Annotated in this window: 14 protein-coding genes; 3 read left to right on the forward strand and 11 right to left on the reverse strand. The window is 74.2% G+C overall.

Features of this window, described 5'->3' with window-relative positions:
• Positions 1-56 precede the first annotated feature (56 nt).
• Positions 57-1,118: a methyltransferase gene (locus tag ACIBW6_RS22535; RefSeq protein WP_399062277.1), complete on the forward strand. Its 1,062-nt coding sequence runs from the start codon at positions 57-59 to the stop codon at positions 1,116-1,118.
• 117 nt (positions 1,119-1,235) lie between these two features.
• Here the strand turns inward: ACIBW6_RS22535 and phzG are convergent, their stop codons facing one another.
• The 9 genes from phzG to ACIBW6_RS22580 form a co-directional block, all read right to left on the reverse strand.
• The gene (phzG, locus tag ACIBW6_RS22540) at positions 1,236-1,934 is read right to left on the reverse strand and encodes a phenazine biosynthesis FMN-dependent oxidase PhzG (RefSeq protein ID WP_399062279.1); all 699 of its coding nucleotides are present in this window, start codon (positions 1,932-1,934) and stop codon (positions 1,236-1,238) included.
• Positions 1,927-2,772, reverse strand: a complete 846-nt coding sequence (locus ACIBW6_RS22545; RefSeq protein WP_399062281.1) for a PhzF family phenazine biosynthesis isomerase — start codon at positions 2,770-2,772, stop codon at positions 1,927-1,929. The genes phzG and ACIBW6_RS22545 overlap by 8 nt, the downstream gene beginning before the upstream one ends.
• Positions 2,773-2,781: 9 nt before the next feature.
• On the reverse strand, positions 2,782-4,719 hold the full coding sequence (locus ACIBW6_RS22550; protein WP_399062283.1) for a chorismate-binding protein: 1,938 nt from the start codon (positions 4,717-4,719) through the stop codon (positions 2,782-2,784).
• Entirely contained in the window at positions 4,716-5,339 is a 624-nt protein-coding gene (locus ACIBW6_RS22555; protein WP_399062286.1) for an isochorismatase family protein, read from the reverse strand. The genes ACIBW6_RS22550 and ACIBW6_RS22555 overlap by 4 nt, the downstream gene beginning before the upstream one ends.
• A gap of 180 nt (positions 5,340-5,519) precedes the next feature.
• Positions 5,520-5,903 carry a DUF3099 domain-containing protein gene (locus tag ACIBW6_RS22560; RefSeq protein ID WP_399062288.1) on the reverse strand — a complete coding sequence of 128 codons (384 nt, stop codon included), beginning with the start codon at positions 5,901-5,903 and terminating at the stop codon, positions 5,520-5,522.
• 201 nt (positions 5,904-6,104) lie between these two features.
• Positions 6,105-7,898 carry a cytochrome bc complex cytochrome b subunit gene (locus ACIBW6_RS22565; RefSeq protein ID WP_399062289.1) on the reverse strand — a complete coding sequence of 598 codons (1,794 nt, stop codon included), beginning with the start codon at positions 7,896-7,898 and terminating at the stop codon, positions 6,105-6,107.
• A gap of 43 nt (positions 7,899-7,941) precedes the next feature.
• Positions 7,942-9,408 (reverse strand): FAD-dependent oxidoreductase, encoded by a 1,467-nt coding sequence (locus ACIBW6_RS22570; protein WP_399062291.1) that lies wholly within the window; start codon positions 9,406-9,408, stop codon positions 7,942-7,944.
• A gap of 140 nt (positions 9,409-9,548) precedes the next feature.
• Complete coding sequence (gene cimA / locus ACIBW6_RS22575) at positions 9,549-11,192, reverse strand: citramalate synthase (RefSeq protein ID WP_399062293.1); 1,644 nt, start codon at positions 11,190-11,192, stop codon at positions 9,549-9,551.
• A gap of 121 nt (positions 11,193-11,313) precedes the next feature.
• Positions 11,314-12,777, reverse strand: a complete 1,464-nt coding sequence (locus ACIBW6_RS22580) for a multicopper oxidase family protein (RefSeq protein WP_399062295.1) — start codon at positions 12,775-12,777, stop codon at positions 11,314-11,316.
• Between the two features lie 327 nt (positions 12,778-13,104).
• On the opposite strand from ACIBW6_RS22580, the gene ACIBW6_RS22585 reads away from it, so the two are divergent.
• On the forward strand, positions 13,105-14,616 hold the full coding sequence (locus tag ACIBW6_RS22585; RefSeq protein WP_399062296.1) for an FAD-dependent monooxygenase: 1,512 nt from the start codon (positions 13,105-13,107) through the stop codon (positions 14,614-14,616).
• On the opposite strand, the gene ACIBW6_RS22590 is transcribed toward ACIBW6_RS22585, so the two are convergent.
• Positions 14,609-15,277 (reverse strand): ScbR family autoregulator-binding transcription factor, encoded by a 669-nt coding sequence (locus ACIBW6_RS22590; protein ID WP_399062298.1) that lies wholly within the window; start codon positions 15,275-15,277, stop codon positions 14,609-14,611. The genes ACIBW6_RS22585 and ACIBW6_RS22590 overlap by 8 nt on opposite strands.
• A 142-nt stretch (positions 15,278-15,419) precedes the next feature.
• Here ACIBW6_RS22590 and ACIBW6_RS22595 point away from each other — a divergent pair, with 142 nt between their 5' ends.
• A complete protein-coding gene (locus ACIBW6_RS22595) occupies positions 15,420-16,289 on the forward strand; it encodes an NAD(P)H-binding protein (RefSeq protein ID WP_399062299.1) in 870 nt (289 codons plus the stop codon).
• 299 nt (positions 16,290-16,588) lie between these two features.
• Here ACIBW6_RS22595 and ACIBW6_RS22600 read toward each other — a convergent pair whose 3' ends face one another.
• Positions 16,589-17,587: a ScbA/BarX family gamma-butyrolactone biosynthesis protein gene (locus tag ACIBW6_RS22600; RefSeq protein ID WP_399062300.1), complete on the reverse strand. Its 999-nt coding sequence runs from the start codon at positions 17,585-17,587 to the stop codon at positions 16,589-16,591.
• Between the last annotated feature and the right edge of the window lie 102 nt (positions 17,588-17,689).

The raw sequence follows: 17,689 nt of genomic DNA on the forward strand, positions 1-17,689 counted from the left end.
ACCGACGTGCTCCCGCGGGCCGCGCGGCCCGCGGCCACGAGGAAGGGAACCGCACCATGGCAGCCGCCCGCCCCACGGCCCCCGCCGCCCCGGCCCCGGCCGGACCCACGGATTCCACCCAGGAGACGACGGGCGAGCTGCTCGACCTCGCGCTGGGCTACGTGTACTCCGCGGCGCTGCACACCGCCGCCCGGTTCGGCGTCGCGGACCGGCTGCTCGACGGCCCCCGCGGCGCGGACGAGCTCGCGGCGGACGTCGGCGCCGACGGCCCCTACCTGTACCGGCTGCTGCGCTTCCTCGCCACGAAGGGCGTCTTCCGCGAGGACGAGGAGCACCTCTTCCACCTCACGCCGCTCGCCCGCCCGCTGTGCGCCGGGGTCGAGCGGTCGCTGCGCGACTACATCATGGTGCGCGGCGAGGCCGTCTTCTGGAACTCGGCGGGCCACCTGCACGACGCGGTCCGCACCGGCACCACGGCCTTCGAGAGCCTGTACGGGCTGCCGTTCTACGACCACGTCGCCGCCGACCCCGAGCTGGGCCGGGCCTTCAACTCCAGCATGGCGGCGTTCTCCGAGACGCTGAGCAACGACGTCGTCGACGCCCTCGACCTCTCCTCGGCCAGGACCGCCGTCGACGTGGGCGGCGGCCGCGGCGGCCTGCTCCGCGCCGTGCTGCGGCGCCACCCGCACCTCACCGGCACCCTCTTCGACCTGGAGAGCGTGGTGTCCGGGCACCTCCTCGACGAGCCCGGGACCGCGGGCCGCTGGACGGTGGAGGCGGGCGACTTCTTCACCTCGGTACCGGCCGGTGCCGACGTCTACCTCGTCAAGCACGTGCTGGCCAGCTGGCCGGACGAGCGGTGCGTGCGCATCCTGCGTACGTGCCGCGCGGCCATGCCCGCGCACGGGCGGCTCCTCGCCGTCAACGCGATGATCCCGGCGGGCAACGAGCCGCACCCCGGCAAGACGATCGACATGCTGATGATGACCGTCCTCAACGGCCGGGGCCGCACCCGCGCCGAGTACGAGGCGCTCCTCACCGAGGCGGGCTTCCGCGTCGAACGCGTCCTGGAACCCTCACCGCACGCCTCGGTGATGGAGGCCGTCCTCGCGGAGTGAGCAGCCCGCGCGGGGCACGGGCGGGGGCCGCGGCGCCGGCGCGCGGCTTCAGCTCGTAGGCCGGTAGGCCGGTAGGCCGGTACGCCGGTAGGCACGCCTGGTACCGGCCGCCCCCCGCTACGGCTGGAGCCGGCTCGCCGTCCACGGGCCCGTGGCGGGGTCGCCGGCCCGCTCGTACCGCAGGCGCTCGTGCAGCCGGTCCGTGCCGTTCGACCAGAACTCCACGACCGCGGGCTCCAGCCGGTAGGCGGTGTAGGCGGACGGGCGGGGCAGCGGGCGCGCCTCGTCGCCCAACGCGCGGGCCCGGGCGCGCAGTTCGTCGACGTGGGTGAGGTCGCGCAGCGGGCGGCTCTGCCGGGAGAGCGTGCTCATGGCGTGCGTGAAGACGGGCCGCGCGTCCCACAGGGCCCCGGCATCCGCGTCGGGCAGCCGGCGCACCGGGCCCGCCACCGTGACCTGCCGGCTCGTCTCGCGCCAGTACAGCACCCCCGAGGCCCACGGAACGGCGGCCAGGTCGCGGCCCTTGCGGCTGTCGGCGTGGCTGGTGAAGACCAGGCCCGCCACCGTCACCGACGTGAGGACCACCACGCGCGAGGAAGTGCGGCCCCGGGCGTCCGCCGTGGCGAGGGCCAGCGCCCGCGGCTCCCGCACCCCCTGCGCGTCGCAGGCCGCGAGCCACGCCGTCAGCAGCGGCATCGGCTCCGGCGGCGGGGCGAGGAACTCGGGGAAGTCCACGTCGACGGTGCCGGTCAGCGACTCGGACCGGGCGGTGCCGTGCGGCAGCGGTGAGCGGTGCGCGTCAGCGATGTCAGACATGCAGGACTCCTTCGAGCGCGACGACGCCGTGGCCCGACACCTCGACCGAGTCGACCCGGTCGCCGTCGCCGTGGACCAGGGCGGCCATGGGGGAGGGGCGGCCGATCTCCGTGCCCTGCACGATCTCGATCCGCCGCCCGTACGCGGCCGGGCCGTGCCGGGCGAGGTGGATGGCGAGGGGCCCGGCGGCGGACCCGGTGGCGGCGTCCTCCACGACCCCGTACGCCGGGGAGAACATCCGGTTGCGCCACGACGTGCCCGCCCCGGCATAGCAGTTGACCGCCATGTCGGGGAAGGCGGCCAGCGCCCGGTGGTCGGGGGCGAGCCCCGCCAGCGCCGCCACGCTCTCCAGGCCGACGAGGACGTGCCGCGGCCCGTTGCGGTAGATCTCCACCGGCAGGGTGGAGCCGGCGATGCCGAGCGCCGCGAGCAGCTCCGCCGTACGGTCGAACGGCTCCCACACCGGCACCGGCTGGCGCATGCCCGCCCACAGGACCCCGGGCGCGCCGTCCCCGGCCCGCAGCGTGAAGGGGACGGTGCCCATCGCGGTCTCCAGGCGCAGCGCGCTCGCTCCGGTGCGCAGGCCGAGCGCGACGGCGGTGCCGAGCAACGGGTGCCCGGCGAAGGGCAGTTCGTTGACGGGCGTGAAGATGCGCACGTAGGCGTCGGTGTCCGGGCTGCGGGGCCGCAGCAGGAAGGTGCTCTCCGACAGGTGCAGCTCCGCCGCGACGGCCTGCATCCGGTCCCCGTCCAGGTCGTCGGCGCCGAAGAACACCGCCACCGGGTTGCCGGTCAGGGGGCGCCGCGCGAAGGCGTCGACGACGACGTACTTGTGCATCGCTTCTCCCTAGGACCGCAGGGACAGGTCCGCGGCACGGACGGGGGTGAGCAGACCGGTGAGGGCCTCCGCGACGATGCGGGGGCCGTCCTGGGTCAGCACGGACTCGGCGTGGAACTGCTGCGAGGCGAAGCCGGGGCCGCGCAGCGCGTGCACCTCCCCGGTGCCCGGGGCCCGGCTGACCCGGACCGGGCCCACGCCGTCGGCGACGAACGCGTCGTCCTCGCAGAGCAGGGCGAACGTGTTGTAGAAACCGACGCGTTCGGGGGTGCCGAAGAGGTCGACGGCCTGCTGCACCCCCTGGTTGGGCACCTCCTTGCGGCGCAGCGGCAGGCCGAGCCGCAGCCCCAGGACCTGGTGGCTGAGGCAGACCGCGAAGAACGGCCGCCGGGTGGCCAGCAGGGTGTCGACCGCGGTCCGCAGCCGGCGGATCTTGGGGTGGCCGGCATCGCCCGGGTCGCCGGGGCCCGGCCCGAGGACGACCAGGTCGTGGCGGTCGAAGGCGTACGGCTCGTCGTAGCGGCGCACCGTCACGCACAGCCCCAGGGAGCGCAGCTGCTGGTCGATCATCGAGGTGAAGGTGTCCTCGGCGTCCACGACCAGGACGCTCCGCCCGGCCAGCGGCGACAGCAGCGAGGTCCGGGACTCGGTGCCGGAGAGCCAGAACGCGGCCAGCGCGTCGTTGCGCCGCAGCAGCGCCCGGCGCACGCTCGGATGCTGCGCGAACCGCTCCGGGGCCCCGCCGTCCAGGGCGGCGACGACGCCGGCCGCCTTGGCCCGGGTCTCGGCCGCCTCGGCCGCGGGGTCGGAGTGGCGCACGACGGTGGCGCCGACGGCGATGCCCAGGCGCCCGCGCGGGCTGATGTCGGCGGTGCGGATGAGGATCGCGGAGTCCATGACCCGCGCGCCCGCCTCGTCCCGGCCGATGAGGGCGGCGGCGCCGCTGTAGTAGCCGCGGCCCCCGGGCTCGTAGCGCCGGATGGCCCGGCAGGCGCTCTCCAGCGGGCTGCCGGTGACGGTCGGCGCGAACATCGTCTCGCGCAGGACGTCGCGGACGTCGCGGTCGGTGCGCCCCTCGATGAAGTACTCGGTGTGCGCGACCTTCGCCATCTCCTTGAGGCGGGGGCCCACCACCCGGCCGCCCTGCGGGCAGATCCGGGCCATCATCTTCAGCTCCTCGTCGAGGACCATGTAGAGCTCCTCGGTCTCCTTGCGGTCGCCGAGGAACTCCATCACGCCCGCCAGCGTCGGCCCCGAGGGCGGATAGCGGTAGGTGCCGCTGATGGGGTTCATCACCGCGGTGCCGCCCTGGAGGCTGACGTGCCGCTCGGGGGAGGCGCCCACCAGGGTGCGGGTGCCGGTGTGGATCAGGAACGTCCAGTGGGCGCCGCTCTCGCGTTCCAGGAGGCGGCGGAAGAGGGCGGGGGCGCTGGCCGGGCCGTAGTCGGTGATGTCGGCGACGAAGGTGCGCTTGACGACGAGGTTGGCGCCCTCCCCGGTGCCGATCATCTCCCGTACGACGCGCTCCACCACCGCCTCGTACGCGGCGTCGTCGACGTCGAAGGCGCCGCCCGCCAGCGGGGTCGCCACGTCCGGGATGCGGGCCAGCGCCTCGCGCAGCGGGAGCCTCTGGTGGCCGGTGACGGTCATCGCCACCAGGGGTGTGCCGTCGTCGGCGCAGGCGAAGCCGCGCTCGGCGAGCTGCCGGTAGGGCAGCACCACCAGCACCTCGTGCCGGGCGCCGGGTCCCTGATTTGGGGGTAGCGGCAGGTCGGCGAGGGTCGCGGGGAGCAGCACCGGGCCGGTCAGGACCTCCACGGCGGCCGGGCCCGGCGCGTGCGGCCGGTGCAGCAGGGCGTAGGGGCCGCACGCGCCGGACAGCGCCCGCGCCAGCAGGTCGTCGCCGTCCGGCGCGGGTGCGGGCGGGTGCTCCGCGCGGCGCGTCATGCGAACACTTCCTTGACGGCGACGACGCGGGCGCAGCACGTTGCCGCGTACGCCAGGGCCCGGCGGTGGTGCTCCTGGGAGAAGTCGGCGGTGGCGTCCGCGACGAGGAAGGGCTCGATGTCGTGGGAGAACGCCTCGACGGCGGTGGCGACCACGCCCACGTGCGCGTAGACGCCGCACAGGATCAGCTGGTCGCGGCCCGCGTCCCGCATCCGCTTCAGCAGGTCGGTGCGGCAGAAGGCGCTGTAGCGCCACTTGGTGAACCGCCAGTCGTCGGCGGCCGGGCGCAGCTCGTCGGCGACCTCGCGGTCGGCCGGCGCGGTGCGCATCCCCGGTCCCCAGAAGTCCTGGAGCAGGCCGCGCTCGGCGGCGGTCATGCCGCCGGGCTGCGCCGTGTAGGCGACCGGGACGCGCAGCGCAGCGCAGCGGTCGCGCAACAGGGCGGCGTTGCGCACCAGTTGGCCGCGCATGTGGTCGGCGAAGGGGGCGAGGAAGTACCGCTGCATGTCGTGGACGAGGAGGACCGCGCGGTCGGGATCGGCGGTCCACTGCGCCACGGGCGCGGGCAGTTCGGCCTCGGCGGGCAGGGGATACGCGGGAATGGGGGGTATGCCGGTCATGGCTCCAGTTCCTTGCTCGGGAAATCCGGTGCCGGAAAACAATTCCGCGGAAAAAAATGAGAAGGCCCGCCCATGCTGAACCAGCGGGAAAGGGCATGCAAGGGCCTTCGAATGCGCTCAGGGGCCACTCGAGGAGCGCCCCAGCGGCGGTCCTGGAAAAGGGCGCGTTCCCGCGGGAATTCAGCGTGTGGTGCGCTGTTCGGGCGGCAGGATCAGCGTCGGCTCCAGCGCCGCTCCGGCCGCGGGCGCGGCGGGGAGCGGCGCGAGGGCGGGCCGGGGGCCGCGGCCCTGGCGCCACTCGGCCTGGGCGGCGACGACGGCGACGTAGGGGATGCCGATCCCGCCGGCGAGGGCGCACAGCCCGAGTACGGGCCACCGGTCCCAGACGGCGACCATGACGACGAAGCAGACGGTGCGCACCAGCATCGCCTGTACGTAACGGCGCTGGCGGCCGCGGACGTTCTGGGTGAGGCCGGGCCGGGCGGCGGTGATGGCCGGCACGCCGCCGCCGCCGCCGTCGCCGTCGTCGTCCGCCGTGTCCCGGTGCCGTGGGTGCTCGGGCATGTGGAGTCCCTTCGACGGCTCGGGTGGGACAGGGGAGACAGAGGAGACAGCAGGGACGCAGCGGGTGGTCACCAGGGGCCGGGCGGGGGCGGCCGGGGAGCCGGAGACAAGCGGGGCCGGGCGGGGCCGCCGGAAGTGCCCCGCCCGGCCGTCCGTCGGCGCGCCGCCCCGGCGCCCGCCGTCAGCCGTCGCCGCGCGCCGTCACGCGCGCGGACGCCCGGAGCGGGCCCCCGTGTCCGGCGCGTCGTCGCCGGTGTCCGCCTGTCCCTGGGCGGGGACGGCCGGACGCGCGCCGTTGCCGTTGGCGGAGACGGCGTGCGGGCCGTGGCCGTTGGTGGACAGGGCCGGGCCGGCGCCGTGCCCGTCGGTGCCGTGGGCGAGGTGCTCCTGCGCCGCGCGCAGCTCGTCCGGGGTGGGCAGGGCGATCTGGTCGGCGTGCAGCCAGCGGCTGAGCCGGTGGCGCAGCACCGCGCCGCGGCCGCTGGGGTCGGGCACCCCGTCGTGGTCCGGCTCGGGCCCCGGCAGCGGCCGCGCGCTCTCGCGGGACAGCAGCGTGTACTCCCGCTTGCGGTCCAGGCGTTCGTGCACCTCGACGAACTCGCCGTGCGGCAGCCGCTTGATGCGTCCCGTCTCGCGGCCGTGCAGCAGCTTGTCGCGGTCGCGCCGCTGCAGGCCCAGGCAGATCCGCTTGGTGACCGCGTAGGTCAGCGCCGGGACGAGGAAGATCCCGATCCGGATCACCCAGGTGATCGTGTTCAGCGACAGGTGGAAGCGTTCGGCCAGGATGTCGTTGGCGCCGCCGAAGAAGAGCACGAGGTAGAAGGCGACCAGGGAGCAGACGAACGCGGTGCGCGTGGCCTGCTCGCGCGGCCGGTCCAGCAGGTGGTGCTCGCGGGTGTCCCCGGTGAGCCAGGACTCCAGGAACGGCCACATCGCGACCACGCCCAGCAGCAGCATGGGCAGCACCAGGGCCGGTATCAGGACCCCCATGTTCACGGTGTGGCCGCTGATCGTGAACTCCCAGGCGGGGAAGGCCCGCAGGGCGCCTTCCAGGAAGCCCATGTACCAGTCGGGCTGGGAACCCTGGGAGATCTGGTCGGGCCGGTAGGGGCCGAACACCCACACCGGGTTGATCTGGGCGAGGCCGGCCAGCAGCGCCAGCACCCCGCTGACCAGGAAGAAGAACCCGCCCGCCTTGGCCATGTAGTTCGGTACGAAGGGCTCGCCGACCACGTTCTTCTCGGTCCGGCCGGGACCGCGGAACTGGGTGTGCTTGTGGTAGAAGACCAGGATCAGGTGGACGGTGACGAGGGCCACCAGGATGCCCGGGATCAGCAGGATGTGCAGGCCGTAGAAGCGGGGGATGACGTCCGTGCCGGGGAACTCGCCGCCGAACAGGAACATCGTCAGGTACGTGCCGACGACCGGGATGGCCAGCGTGACCCCCTCGGCGATCCGCAGACCGGTGCCCGACAGCAGGTCGTCGGGGAGGGAGTAGCCGAGGAAGCCCTCCAGGGTCAGCAGGAGCAGCATCACGACGCCGACCAGCCAGTTCAGCTCGCGCGGCTTGCGGAACGAGCCGGTCAGCAGGTGCCGCAGCGTGTGCGCCATCGTCGCCGCGATCATGATCAGCGCGGACCAGTGGTGCAGCTGGCGGATGAACAGGCCGCCGCGTACCTCGAAGCTGATCTTGACCGTGGAGGCGTAGGCCTCCGACATCTGCACGCCCTGCAGGGGCTCGTACGGACCGTGGTAGACGGTCTCGCCCATGCTCGGATTGAAGAACAGCGTGAGATAGACCCCGGTGAGGATCAGAATGATGAGGCTGTAGAGCGCGATCTCCCCGAACATGAAGGACCAGTGCTCGGGAAATACCTTGCGGACCAGCCCTCCCCATTTGTATATCCCGAGTCGTCCGTCCGCCCAGTCCGCCATGCGTTCGCCGCGCGGAGGGGCGCTGCGCTCGCTGGGCGGCGCTTCGTCGGTGATGCTCATGTCGCGCACGCTATCGGCGCGGAAGCGGGCCGGACAACACCACTCAAGCGGAATTGCCTCTCCAACTCCACTGGTTCTCAAGCGAATTGGCAGCGTAGCGAGGCCGGCTCCGCGCGGTGAGCGGCGTGACGGGCACCGGCTGCGGGACCGGCGTACGGACCCGGGCGCGGGCCGCCGCCCACAGTGCCCGGGGCCCCAGCGGCCCGCGCGGCGCGAGCGCCTGCAACTGGTCGAGCAGCATCGTCGCCGCGTCCGCGTCGGAGGTGGCCGCGGCCTCGATGCGGGCGGCGGAGCGCCGGGCGAGCCGGGTGCGCAGCCCCGGCGGGCCGCCCGCGTCCGGGTCGTCCCCGGCCGTCAGGCGGACGTTGCGGGTGCTCAGCCGCCAGGTGGCTCCCACCTGGTGGGCCAGGGCGCGGCGCAGCCGGTAGCTGAGGCCCACCACGGTGCCGTGGCTGCCCAGCAGGTGGTCCAGGACGAGCGCGCTCTCGACGGCGAGCGTCATGCCCTGCCCGTGCGCCGGGTCGAGGGTGGCGAGCGCGTCGCCGAGCACCAGGAACTGGTCGGGCCAGCGCCGCAGCCGCTCGTAGTGGCGCCAGCGGTTCTGCGTGCGGGTGCAGGTGTAGACGGGGCCGAGCGGGGTCGCGGTGGCGAGCACGTCGTGCAGCAGGGGGTGGCGCAGCGCGGCCGTGGCGCGGACGAGACCCTCGTGGTCGGTGGGGAGGCGGGCGCCGGGGCCGCAGCGCAGCGACACCGACCAGCGGCCGCCCTCGACGGGGTGCAGCTGGCCCTGGAGCGGGGTGTCCGGGGCCGCGAGGAACAGCAGGCTCTTCCAGGTCGCGACGTGGCCGACGGGCGGGGCGAGGAGCGTCGAGGCGTAGGAGGCGCCGGACTCCACGACCGTCTCGCCGGGTGCGTCGTAGCCGAGTTCGGCCAGCCAGCGCGGGGCGGCGGAGGCGGCGCCCGAGGCGTCCACCACGAACTCCGCGGGCAGCAGCCGCCGGGGCCCGAGGCCGCCGGGCTCCCGCCGGGAGCGGGCGCGGGCCCACACCCCGGTCACCGTGGAGTGGCGGCCGGGCCGCAGCGCCACCACCTCGTGCTCGTGCAGGAAGGTCACCTTGGGGTCGGCGCGCAGCCGGTCGCGCAGCGCCGCGTCGATCAGGTCGCGGCCGGCGCTCAGCAGCGACGTGCCCGCGTCCTGGCGCGGCAGCCAGCCCGCGGGGCCGAGGACCAGCATGTCCGCGGCCATCCGCACCCGGACGGCGCCCGCGGCGGTCAGCTCGCGGCCGATGCCGGGGAAGAGGCGCTCCAGGCCCGCCTCGGCGGCCGGCATGAGGGTGTGGGTGTGCCGGGCCTGGGGGACGTCGCGGCGGCGTTCGGTGCCGCGGGGCAGCCGGCCGCGCTCGATCACGGTGACCCGGTCCAGGGAGCGGGACAGGGCCCGGGCCGCGGTGAGCCCGGCGGTGCCGGAGCCGATCACCACGGCGTGGCCCGCGCCGTCCGCCTGGCCCATGTCCGGTCTCTGCCCGCTCAACCCGTCCGCCCTTCCGGTGCGTTGTCGTTGCATCATGCGGTGCGCCGTCGCGGGGCGGGGGCGCGGCCGAGCCCTCGTCGAGCGGAGTTCGAGGCTCCCTGTGGACCGGCGCCGGTGCGTCAGCCGCCGGAGGGGAAGAGCGCGGGCTCGGCGCGGCGGTCCTGGGCGGGGGAGAGGACCGGTCCCGTGCTGTCGCGCAGGGTGTAGCGGAACGCGTCGAGCAGCGCGTGCCAGGAGGCGGTGGTCAGGTTCTCGTCGACGCCGACGGTGCTCCAGCGCCGCCGGCCGTCGACGAAGGTGGCCAGCACCCGGGCGGGGGCGCCGCTGCCCCGCTCGCCGGTGGGGATGCGGACCTGGTAGTCCGTCAGCTCCAGTCCGGCCAGCGCCGGGAAGAGGGTGTCGAGGGCCTGGTGCAGCGCCCGGTCCAGGGCGTTGACCGGGCCGCTGCCCTCGCCGACGGCGACCACCGGCGCGCCGCCGGGCACCCGCAGCCGCACGCAGGCCTCGGTGACGGCGTCCCCCGAGCACTGCTCGACGGTGACGCGCCAGGACTCGACGGTGAACGGCTGCCGGTCGGCGCCGTCCCCGAACAGCACGTCGCGCAGGAGCAGTTCGAAGGAGGCGTCGGCGGACTCGAAGCTGTAGCCCTTGTTCTCCAGTTCCTTGACGCGCGCCGAGGCGCGGGCCACGGACTCCGAACCGGCCGCCACCGTGTAGCCGAGCTCGCGGGCCTTGAGCTCCACGGAGGAACGGCCGCCCATGTCGGAGACGAGGGTGCGCATCCGGTTGCCGACGACGGCCGGGTCGATGTGCTGGTACAGATCGGGGTCCACCCGCAGCGCGGAGGCGTGCAGGCCCGCCTTGTGGGTGAAGGCGGAGGTGCCGACGTAGGGGTCGGCGCGGCGCACGGGGTGGCCGGTCAGCTCGCTGATGGCGCGGGCCGTGTCGGCCATCCCGGCAAGCCGCGGGACGGGCAGCACCGTGACGTCCCGCTTGAGGACGAGGTCGGCGGCGAGGGTGAACAGGTTGGCGTTGCCGCACCGCTCCCCGTAGCCGTGGGCGGTGCCCTGGACGTGCACGGCGCCCGCGTCGACGGCGGCGAGGCTGTTGGCGACGGCGCAGCCGGTGTCGTCGTGGCAGTGGATGCCGAGCGGGGCGCCGGTCTGCGCGAGGGTGTCGGCGACGACCGCGTGCACCTGGTCGGGGAGCGAGCCGCCGTTGGTGTCGCACAGCACGACGGCGTCGGCGCCCGCCTCGGCCGCGGCGCGCACGCATTCGTGGGCGTAGGCGCGGTTGACCCGGTGGCCGTCGAAGTAGTGCTCGGCGTCGACGAACACGCGCCGGCCCGCGTGCACGAGGTGGCGCACCGTGCTGGAGATCATGGCCAGGTTCTCGGCGAGCGAGGTGCGCAGCGCCCGCTCCACGTGCCGGACGTCGGTCTTGGCGACGACGGTGATCACCGGCGCGCCCGACGCGAGCAGGGCCTGGAGCTGGGGGTCGGTGGCGGCCACGCCGCCGGGCCTGCGGGTCGCGCCGAAGGCCGCCAACTGGGCGTTCTCCAGCTCCAGTTCGGTACGGGCGCGCTGGAAGAACTCGGTGTCCTTGGGGACGGCGCCCGGCCAGCCGCCCTCGATGAAGGCGACGCCGAGGGCGTCGAGCCGGCGCGCGACGGCGAGTTTGTCCTGCACCGTCAGCACCATGCCCTCCTGCTGGGTGCCGTCCCGCAAAGTGGTGTCGTAGAGCTGCACGCGTCGCACCGCCATCACCGTGACCCTCCTGGGTAGCTCACTGGCCGCCACGGTCCGGCAGCGTGCTCGAGAGTCGCTCGGGTCCCAGGACAGGAACGCTCCCGGCCGGCTCGCGGGCGGGGTGCGACACGGCCTCTCAGGCCACCTTGTACTGGGCCATCATCCCCATCGCCGAGTGGTCGAGCAGATGGCAGTGGTAGAGGTACACGCCCTTGTACGTGTCGAACGTGGCCTGGATCTTCACCGTCTCGCCCGGCAGCACGGCGACGGTGTCCTTCAGCCCCGACTCCGCGGGGCTCGGCGGCTGCCCGTCGCGTTCCAGGACACGGAACTGGACGAGGTGCAGGTGGAGGTTGTGCGGCGAGAACCGGTTGGGGTTGGTGACCGTCCAGACCTCGCTGGCGCCGTGGCGGATCAGGGTGTCGATCCGGTCGGGGTCGTAGACCTTGCCGTTGATCGTCCCCTTGGCGTCCGGCAGCCCGGTCTCCTCCAGCTCCAGGACCACGGTGCGCTCCGCGGTGGGCTGGGGCAGCGGCGGCAGGGTGCGCAGGGTCGCGGGCACGGAGCTGGGGTCGCTTGCGGTGCGCACGACGTCGAAGCGCAGCACCTGCCCGAGCCCGTCGGCCGGGCCGCCGTTGAGCAGGGTGTTCTCCAGGACCAGCTGGGTGCCGACCGGGTAGCGGGAGAAGTCGATGACGATGTCGGCGCGTTCGGCGGGGGAGAGCGAGACGGTGTCGGTCGGGAAGGGCTTGGGGAGCAGGCCGCCGTCGGAGCCGATCTGCACGATCTCCCCGCCGTCGGCCAGCCGCAGCGTCAGGAAGCGCAGGTTGGAGCTGTTCAGCAGCCGGAAGCGGTACTTGCGGGCCGCGACCTGGACGTACGGGTACGCCCTGCCGTTGGCGAGCAGGGTGGTGCGGTGCGGGAAGTCGAGCATGGTGTAGATCAGCTGCCCGGTCGCGTCGATGTCGGCGTCGCGCAGCGATATGGGTATGTCGTACGCGCCCTTGGGCAGGGGCAGCGCCTGCTCGACGTCGTCGGTGAGCAGGTAGTGCCCCGACAGGCCGCGGTAGACGTGCTCGGACTCCATGTGGTGCACGTGGTCGTGGAACCACAGCGAGGCGTGCGACTGCTTGTTGGGGTACTTGTACGTGCGCGACGTGCCGGGCTCGACGGGGTCCATCGGGGAGCCGTCGTTGGCCTGGGTGACCGAGGCGCCGTGCAGGTGGGCCGAGGTGGCCATGGAGCTCTTGTTGATGTGCGTCACGTGCACCGGCCGGTTGGAGCGGGCCTTGATGACGGGGCCGGGGAAGTGACCGCCGTAAGTGAGCACGTCGGACATCAGACCGGGCACGATCTCCGCCTGCGCGGCCTTGGTCGTGATGCGGTACTTGTCGATCCCGCCGGCCGTGGAGTACGGGCTGAGGACCGGCGGGATCGGCATCGGCGTGGTGAACTTGGCCGCGGTGGCCGTGCTGACGAGCGCCTGGGCGGTGGCCGGTTCCGAGCGGCGCAGCAGCACCGGCGTGAGGGCTCCCGCGGTGAACGCGCTGCTGCCGGCTGCCGCGATGGCTGTTCTGATCACGGTTCGTCGCGTGGGCATGAGAGTCTCCTCGGTGACGGCCCCGGAACGGCGTGGGCTGTTTTCGGACAGGGCCAGCCGACTGAAGCACAGGGCGCTCGAGAGCCACTCGGTGGACGCACGAAGTCTGTTGGTGCAGATCCGTGTGAAGGAACGGTGCGACCCTTGCAAAGAACCGGGCACCCGGTATATTTCAGGCCGGACCGGTCGCTCCGCGTCGGGCCGCACGTCCTGCACGGAACCGTCCCTCCCCCCACCCCATGCCGGCCCCGAGGCCGGACACGCCGGGGACGGTCCGCAGGTGGCAGGGGACTTACCAAGCTGTGGTCAAGGTCGGGGGAGGCCTGGATGAGGCGTGCGCAGGTAGTGATCGTGGGCGGGGGGCCCGTCGGACTGCTGCTCGCGGCGGACCTGGCACAACAGGGGGTCGCCACGCTGCTCGTCGAGGCGCGCACCGACGTGGAGCAGCGGCCCAAGGCGACGACGCTGCACGCCAGGACGGTGCAGTCGCTCGTCCGGCGCGGCCATCTCGACCAGCGGGCCTTCGAGCCGGCGGCCCAGCACGCGACGGCCCGGGCCCCCTTCCACTTCGCCGGGATCCCGGGCCTTTCCATCACCGCGCCCGCGACCGAACCCGAACCGATCCTGAAGTGCGCGCAGGCCGAACTGGAGCGGGTCTTCGAGCAGCGGGCGCGGGCCGCGGGGGCCGAGGTGCTGCGCGGCCACCGGATGACGCGGCTGCGCACCGGGCCCGCCCGGGTGCGGGTCACCGTCGAGGGTCCTGCGGGCCCCTTCGACTGCGAGGCCGACTACCTCGTGGGCGCCGACGGCGCCCGCAGCACCGTCCGGGAGCTGGCGGGCATCGCCTCCCGGACCTACCCGGCGACCGTCTCGGCGATGGCCGGCTACGTCCGGCTCGAACGTCCGGACGCCCTGGAGGCGGGGTGGACCCGCACCCCGCGCGGCTGGATCGTGCTCAAGCCCGACCCGGACGGCGGCGTCCACCTGCGCACCCTCAACTGCGAGAGCCCGCACGGCGACCGGCGGACCCCGCTGACCCTGGCCGAGCTGCGCCGCGAGGTGGCCTGGATCGCCGGGCGCGACATCGCCATGGACGCCCCGCGCTGGCTGGACCGCTTCAGCGACTTCTCCCGGCTGGCCCGCTCCTACCGCTCGGGCCGCGTCTTCCTGGTCGGCGACGCCGCCCACGTGCACTTCCCGATCGGCGGCCAGGGCCTGAGCACCGGCCTGCTGGACGCCCTCAACCTCGGCTGGAAGCTCGGGCTCGTGGCCCGCGGCGGCGCCGGGGACGACCTGCTCGACACCTACGACCAGGAGCGCAGGCCCGCCGCCCGGGGCGTCATCGACAACACCCGCGCCCAGCTCACCCTGATGCGGCCCGGGCCCGAACTCGACCCGCTGCGCCGCCTGTTCGCCCAGCTGCTGCCCGGCAGCCCGGAGAGCGGGCTGCTCGGCGCGATGGTCAGCGCCCAGGACACGGTGCTGCCCGCCCGCACCGGGCGGCCCTCACCGTGGGAGGGGCGGTTCCTGCAGAACAGGTCCCTGATCACCGCGCAGGGCGCCACCGACGTGATCACGCTGCTGCGCGACGGCCGGCTCCTGCTGCTGTGCACCCGCTCCGGCAGCCGCCACCTCAAGCGCGCCCGGGAGTGGGACGGGGTGCTGCGCCGCGTCGTGCACACCCAGGTGCCCGACCTGCCGAGCGCGCTGCTGGTGCGGCCCGACGGGTACATCGCGTGGGGGCCGGGAGGCGGCGGGCTGGAGGCGGCGCTGGCCACGTACTTCGGGGGCCGGCCGGCGCGCCGCTCGCCCGGCGTCCACGCGGCGTCCGTCAGCTGACGGACGCCGGGACCGCGTCGTGCTGCCGGCTCTCACGGAAGACCCTCTCGCCCCGCCGGTCCGTCAGGTCGACCGAGGTGAGGACCGAGGAGAGCACCACGCTCGGCAGCAGGTGGCGCAGCAGCGCGGAGACGCGCTGCTGGAGGTCCTGGTAGTCGCAGACGGCCTGCGACATGGCCTGCACGCCGGCGAAGGCGCCCACCATCACCTCGGCGGTCTCGGCCGGCACGACGTGCGGCAGCAGCTCGCCCTGCGCCTGCGCCTTGCCGAGCAGGTCGCCCGCGATCTCGCCCCAGCGCCGGAAGGGGCCGGTGCGGTCCAGGCTCGAGGCCCGCTGGTCGAGCGTCAGACGGACCCCGGCCCGGACCATGGGGTCGGTCTGCAGCCGGTAGGCGTGCAGCATCGTCGTGTCGACCAGCTCCTGCGTCTTGCACGCCCGCACGGGCACGTCCGACTGCAGGTCCTGGCCGCCCAGTACGCCCTGGGCCAGCTCCTCCTTGGAGCTGAAGTGGAAATACAGGGCACCCTTGGTGACCTTGGCGGACGTGAGGATCTCGTTGATCGTCGCCGCCCGGAATCCGCGCTCCTCGAAGACCTCGGCCGCCGCCGTGAGGATGGCCTGGCGAGTGCGGACCGCGCGCTCCTGCTTCGGCTCCGGCACGTTCAGCCCCCCTTTTTTCGTATGGCCCGGCTACCCGCGACCCCGATAAAAAAACCGTCCAGTTCGTATACTCTACGGCCCGCTGCGGCCGTTCGGCCAGCGCCCCGCCCCGAGTCAGGGGCAGGACGCATAGGAGCGCGCCATGATCCTCGTCACCGGAGCCACCGGCACGATCGGCCGCGAAGTGGTCGCCCGGCTTCCGCGGGGAGCCGCGGTCCGGGTGCTCGTCCGCGACCCCGCCCGGATGGGCCCGCTGCCCGGGGGCGGTGAGGTGGTGGCGGGGGACTACGGCGACCCGGCCTCGCTGGCGGGGCCCCTGACCGGCGTGCGCGTGGCGTTCCTGGTGACCGTCCGGCCGGGCTCGGACGACGACGCGAACTTCGTGGCGGCGGCCCGGACCGCCGGGGTGCGCCGCATCGTGAAGCTCTCCGCCGCGGCCGTCCTGGACGCGGGGGCCGCCGACGCCGTCACCGCGTGGCAGCGCGGCACGGAAGCCTTGCTGCGCGACTCGGGGCTGGCGTGGACGCTGGTGCGGCCGCGCTCGTTCATGTCGCACGCGCTGTCGTGGGCGCCGTCCGTGCGCGCGGAAGGGGTGGTGCGCACCCTCTTCGGGACCTCCGCCAACTCCTGCGTCGACCCGCGGGACGTGGCCGCGTGCGTGGTGCGGCTCCTGACGCAGGAGGGGCATGCCGGGCGGTCGTACGTGCTGTCCGGACCGCGGGCGGTCACCGCGGTCGAGCAGACCGCCGACCTCGGGCGGCTGCTCCGCCGCCCGTTGCGCCACGAGGAGCTGACCCTGGACGCGGCCGGCGCGGCCTGGCGGCGCCGCTACCCGGCGGCCGTCGCGGAGGCCCTGCTGGCGAGCGCGCGGCGCCAGCAGGCGGGAGCCAAGACGGGGGTGAGCGGGGCGGTCCGGGAACTGACCGGGCACGAGCCGCGCCCCTTCACGGACTGGGCGCGCGACCACCTCGCGGAGTTCGCGGCGGACGCGAGCGCGCCGCCCCCCGCCTGACCGGTTCCCGCCGCTCCGGGCGGCCCGGCGACCGGCCCGCGGCGCCCGGTCCTGGCCGGACGGGTCCGGCGTCCGGCACTTGGCGGCACGGGATGGGCACCTGGCGCCCGGTCCTGGCCGGACGGGCCCGGCGTCCGGCGCCTGGCGGCCAGGATCGGCGCCCGGCACCTGGCGGCCGGCACTTGGCGGCGTGTCCTGGCCGGACGGGTCCGGCGCCCGGCATTTGGCGGCCGGTCCTGGCCGGACGGGCCCGGCGTCCGGCACTTGGCGGCCGGTCCGCGTCCCCGGCAGGGGGGGCCTCAGGACTCCGGCCCGGCCACCGTCACGGTGGCGCGGAAGACGGAGCGGTCGTTCTGGCGGCAGGTGACCAGCAGCCTCTCCTGGCCGGGGGTGGCCGGGCCCGGGGCCGGCTCGATCCCGATCAGGCAGGGCGCGTCGAGCTCGGCGTAGTTCTCGAACTCGCTGGTGATGGCGAGCAGCTGGCAGGAGCGTCCCAGGTGCGCGGAGGCGGCCTGCCGGGCGGCCTCCAGCAGGGCCATGCCCGGCACGTGGTCGACGGGGTGCTCGAAGAGGACGGGGTGGCGGGTGTCCACGCGCAGCTGCCAGACGTCCGGGCGCCCGACGGGGGAGAGGACGACGTCCATCGGCGAGGTGCGGCCGACCGTCTGCGGCGCCGTGGGGGCGGTGAGCGGCAGGATCCGCGGGTCCCGCTCGCGCTCGCCGCGCAACCGCCCGTAGACCGACGGGGTCATGGAGGTGAAGGAGCTGCTCCCGGTGGCCGCCGTCCGCCCGTCGCGCCGGATGACGACGTCGCACCGGAACCCGGTCACCACGTCCCGGCGGCGCTTGACGTCCCGGCAGCTGACCTCGATCTCGATGGTGGCCGGTGCGGCGCCGACCGTCAGCTGCGCCGGGTCGACCGAGAGCGCGAGGTCCCACATCAGGAACCGGTGGCCGAGCGGTATGCCGAACTCGGCGTGGGCGACGAGCATCCCCGCCTGGCGCAGGGTCTCGGCGGCGAGCAGGGGGTCGTGCCGGCCGTCCACCGGGGTGAAGAAGGAGTGCACGCGCGGCCATTGGCCGGTCACCAGGAACCGGTCGTCCTCCTGGCGGGCCCAGCCGGTGAGGAACACCTCGGCGACGCTGACCCGGTGGACGAACTCCTTGGGAACGGTCGTCGTCAGTGGGAGGTTCAGGAAGGCGCCGAGCTGGGCCGGCGACGCGGCGCGCATCGTGTGGGGCGCTGTGTGCGTCGTCGTGTGGGCGGATGACGTGCCGCTGACCGTGTGCACAGACATGGTTCCCCCTGGATTGAAAAGCGGGATGCAGGGTATTCGCATCGGCTTGCTGCCGAAGATACCTACCAACCGGTTTTGTTTCTAGCGGTATCCGAGCCTCCG

This window comes from Streptomyces sp. NPDC049813, from assembly GCF_044465085.1.
Taxonomy (GTDB): Bacteria; Actinomycetota; Actinomycetes; order Streptomycetales; family Streptomycetaceae; genus Streptomyces.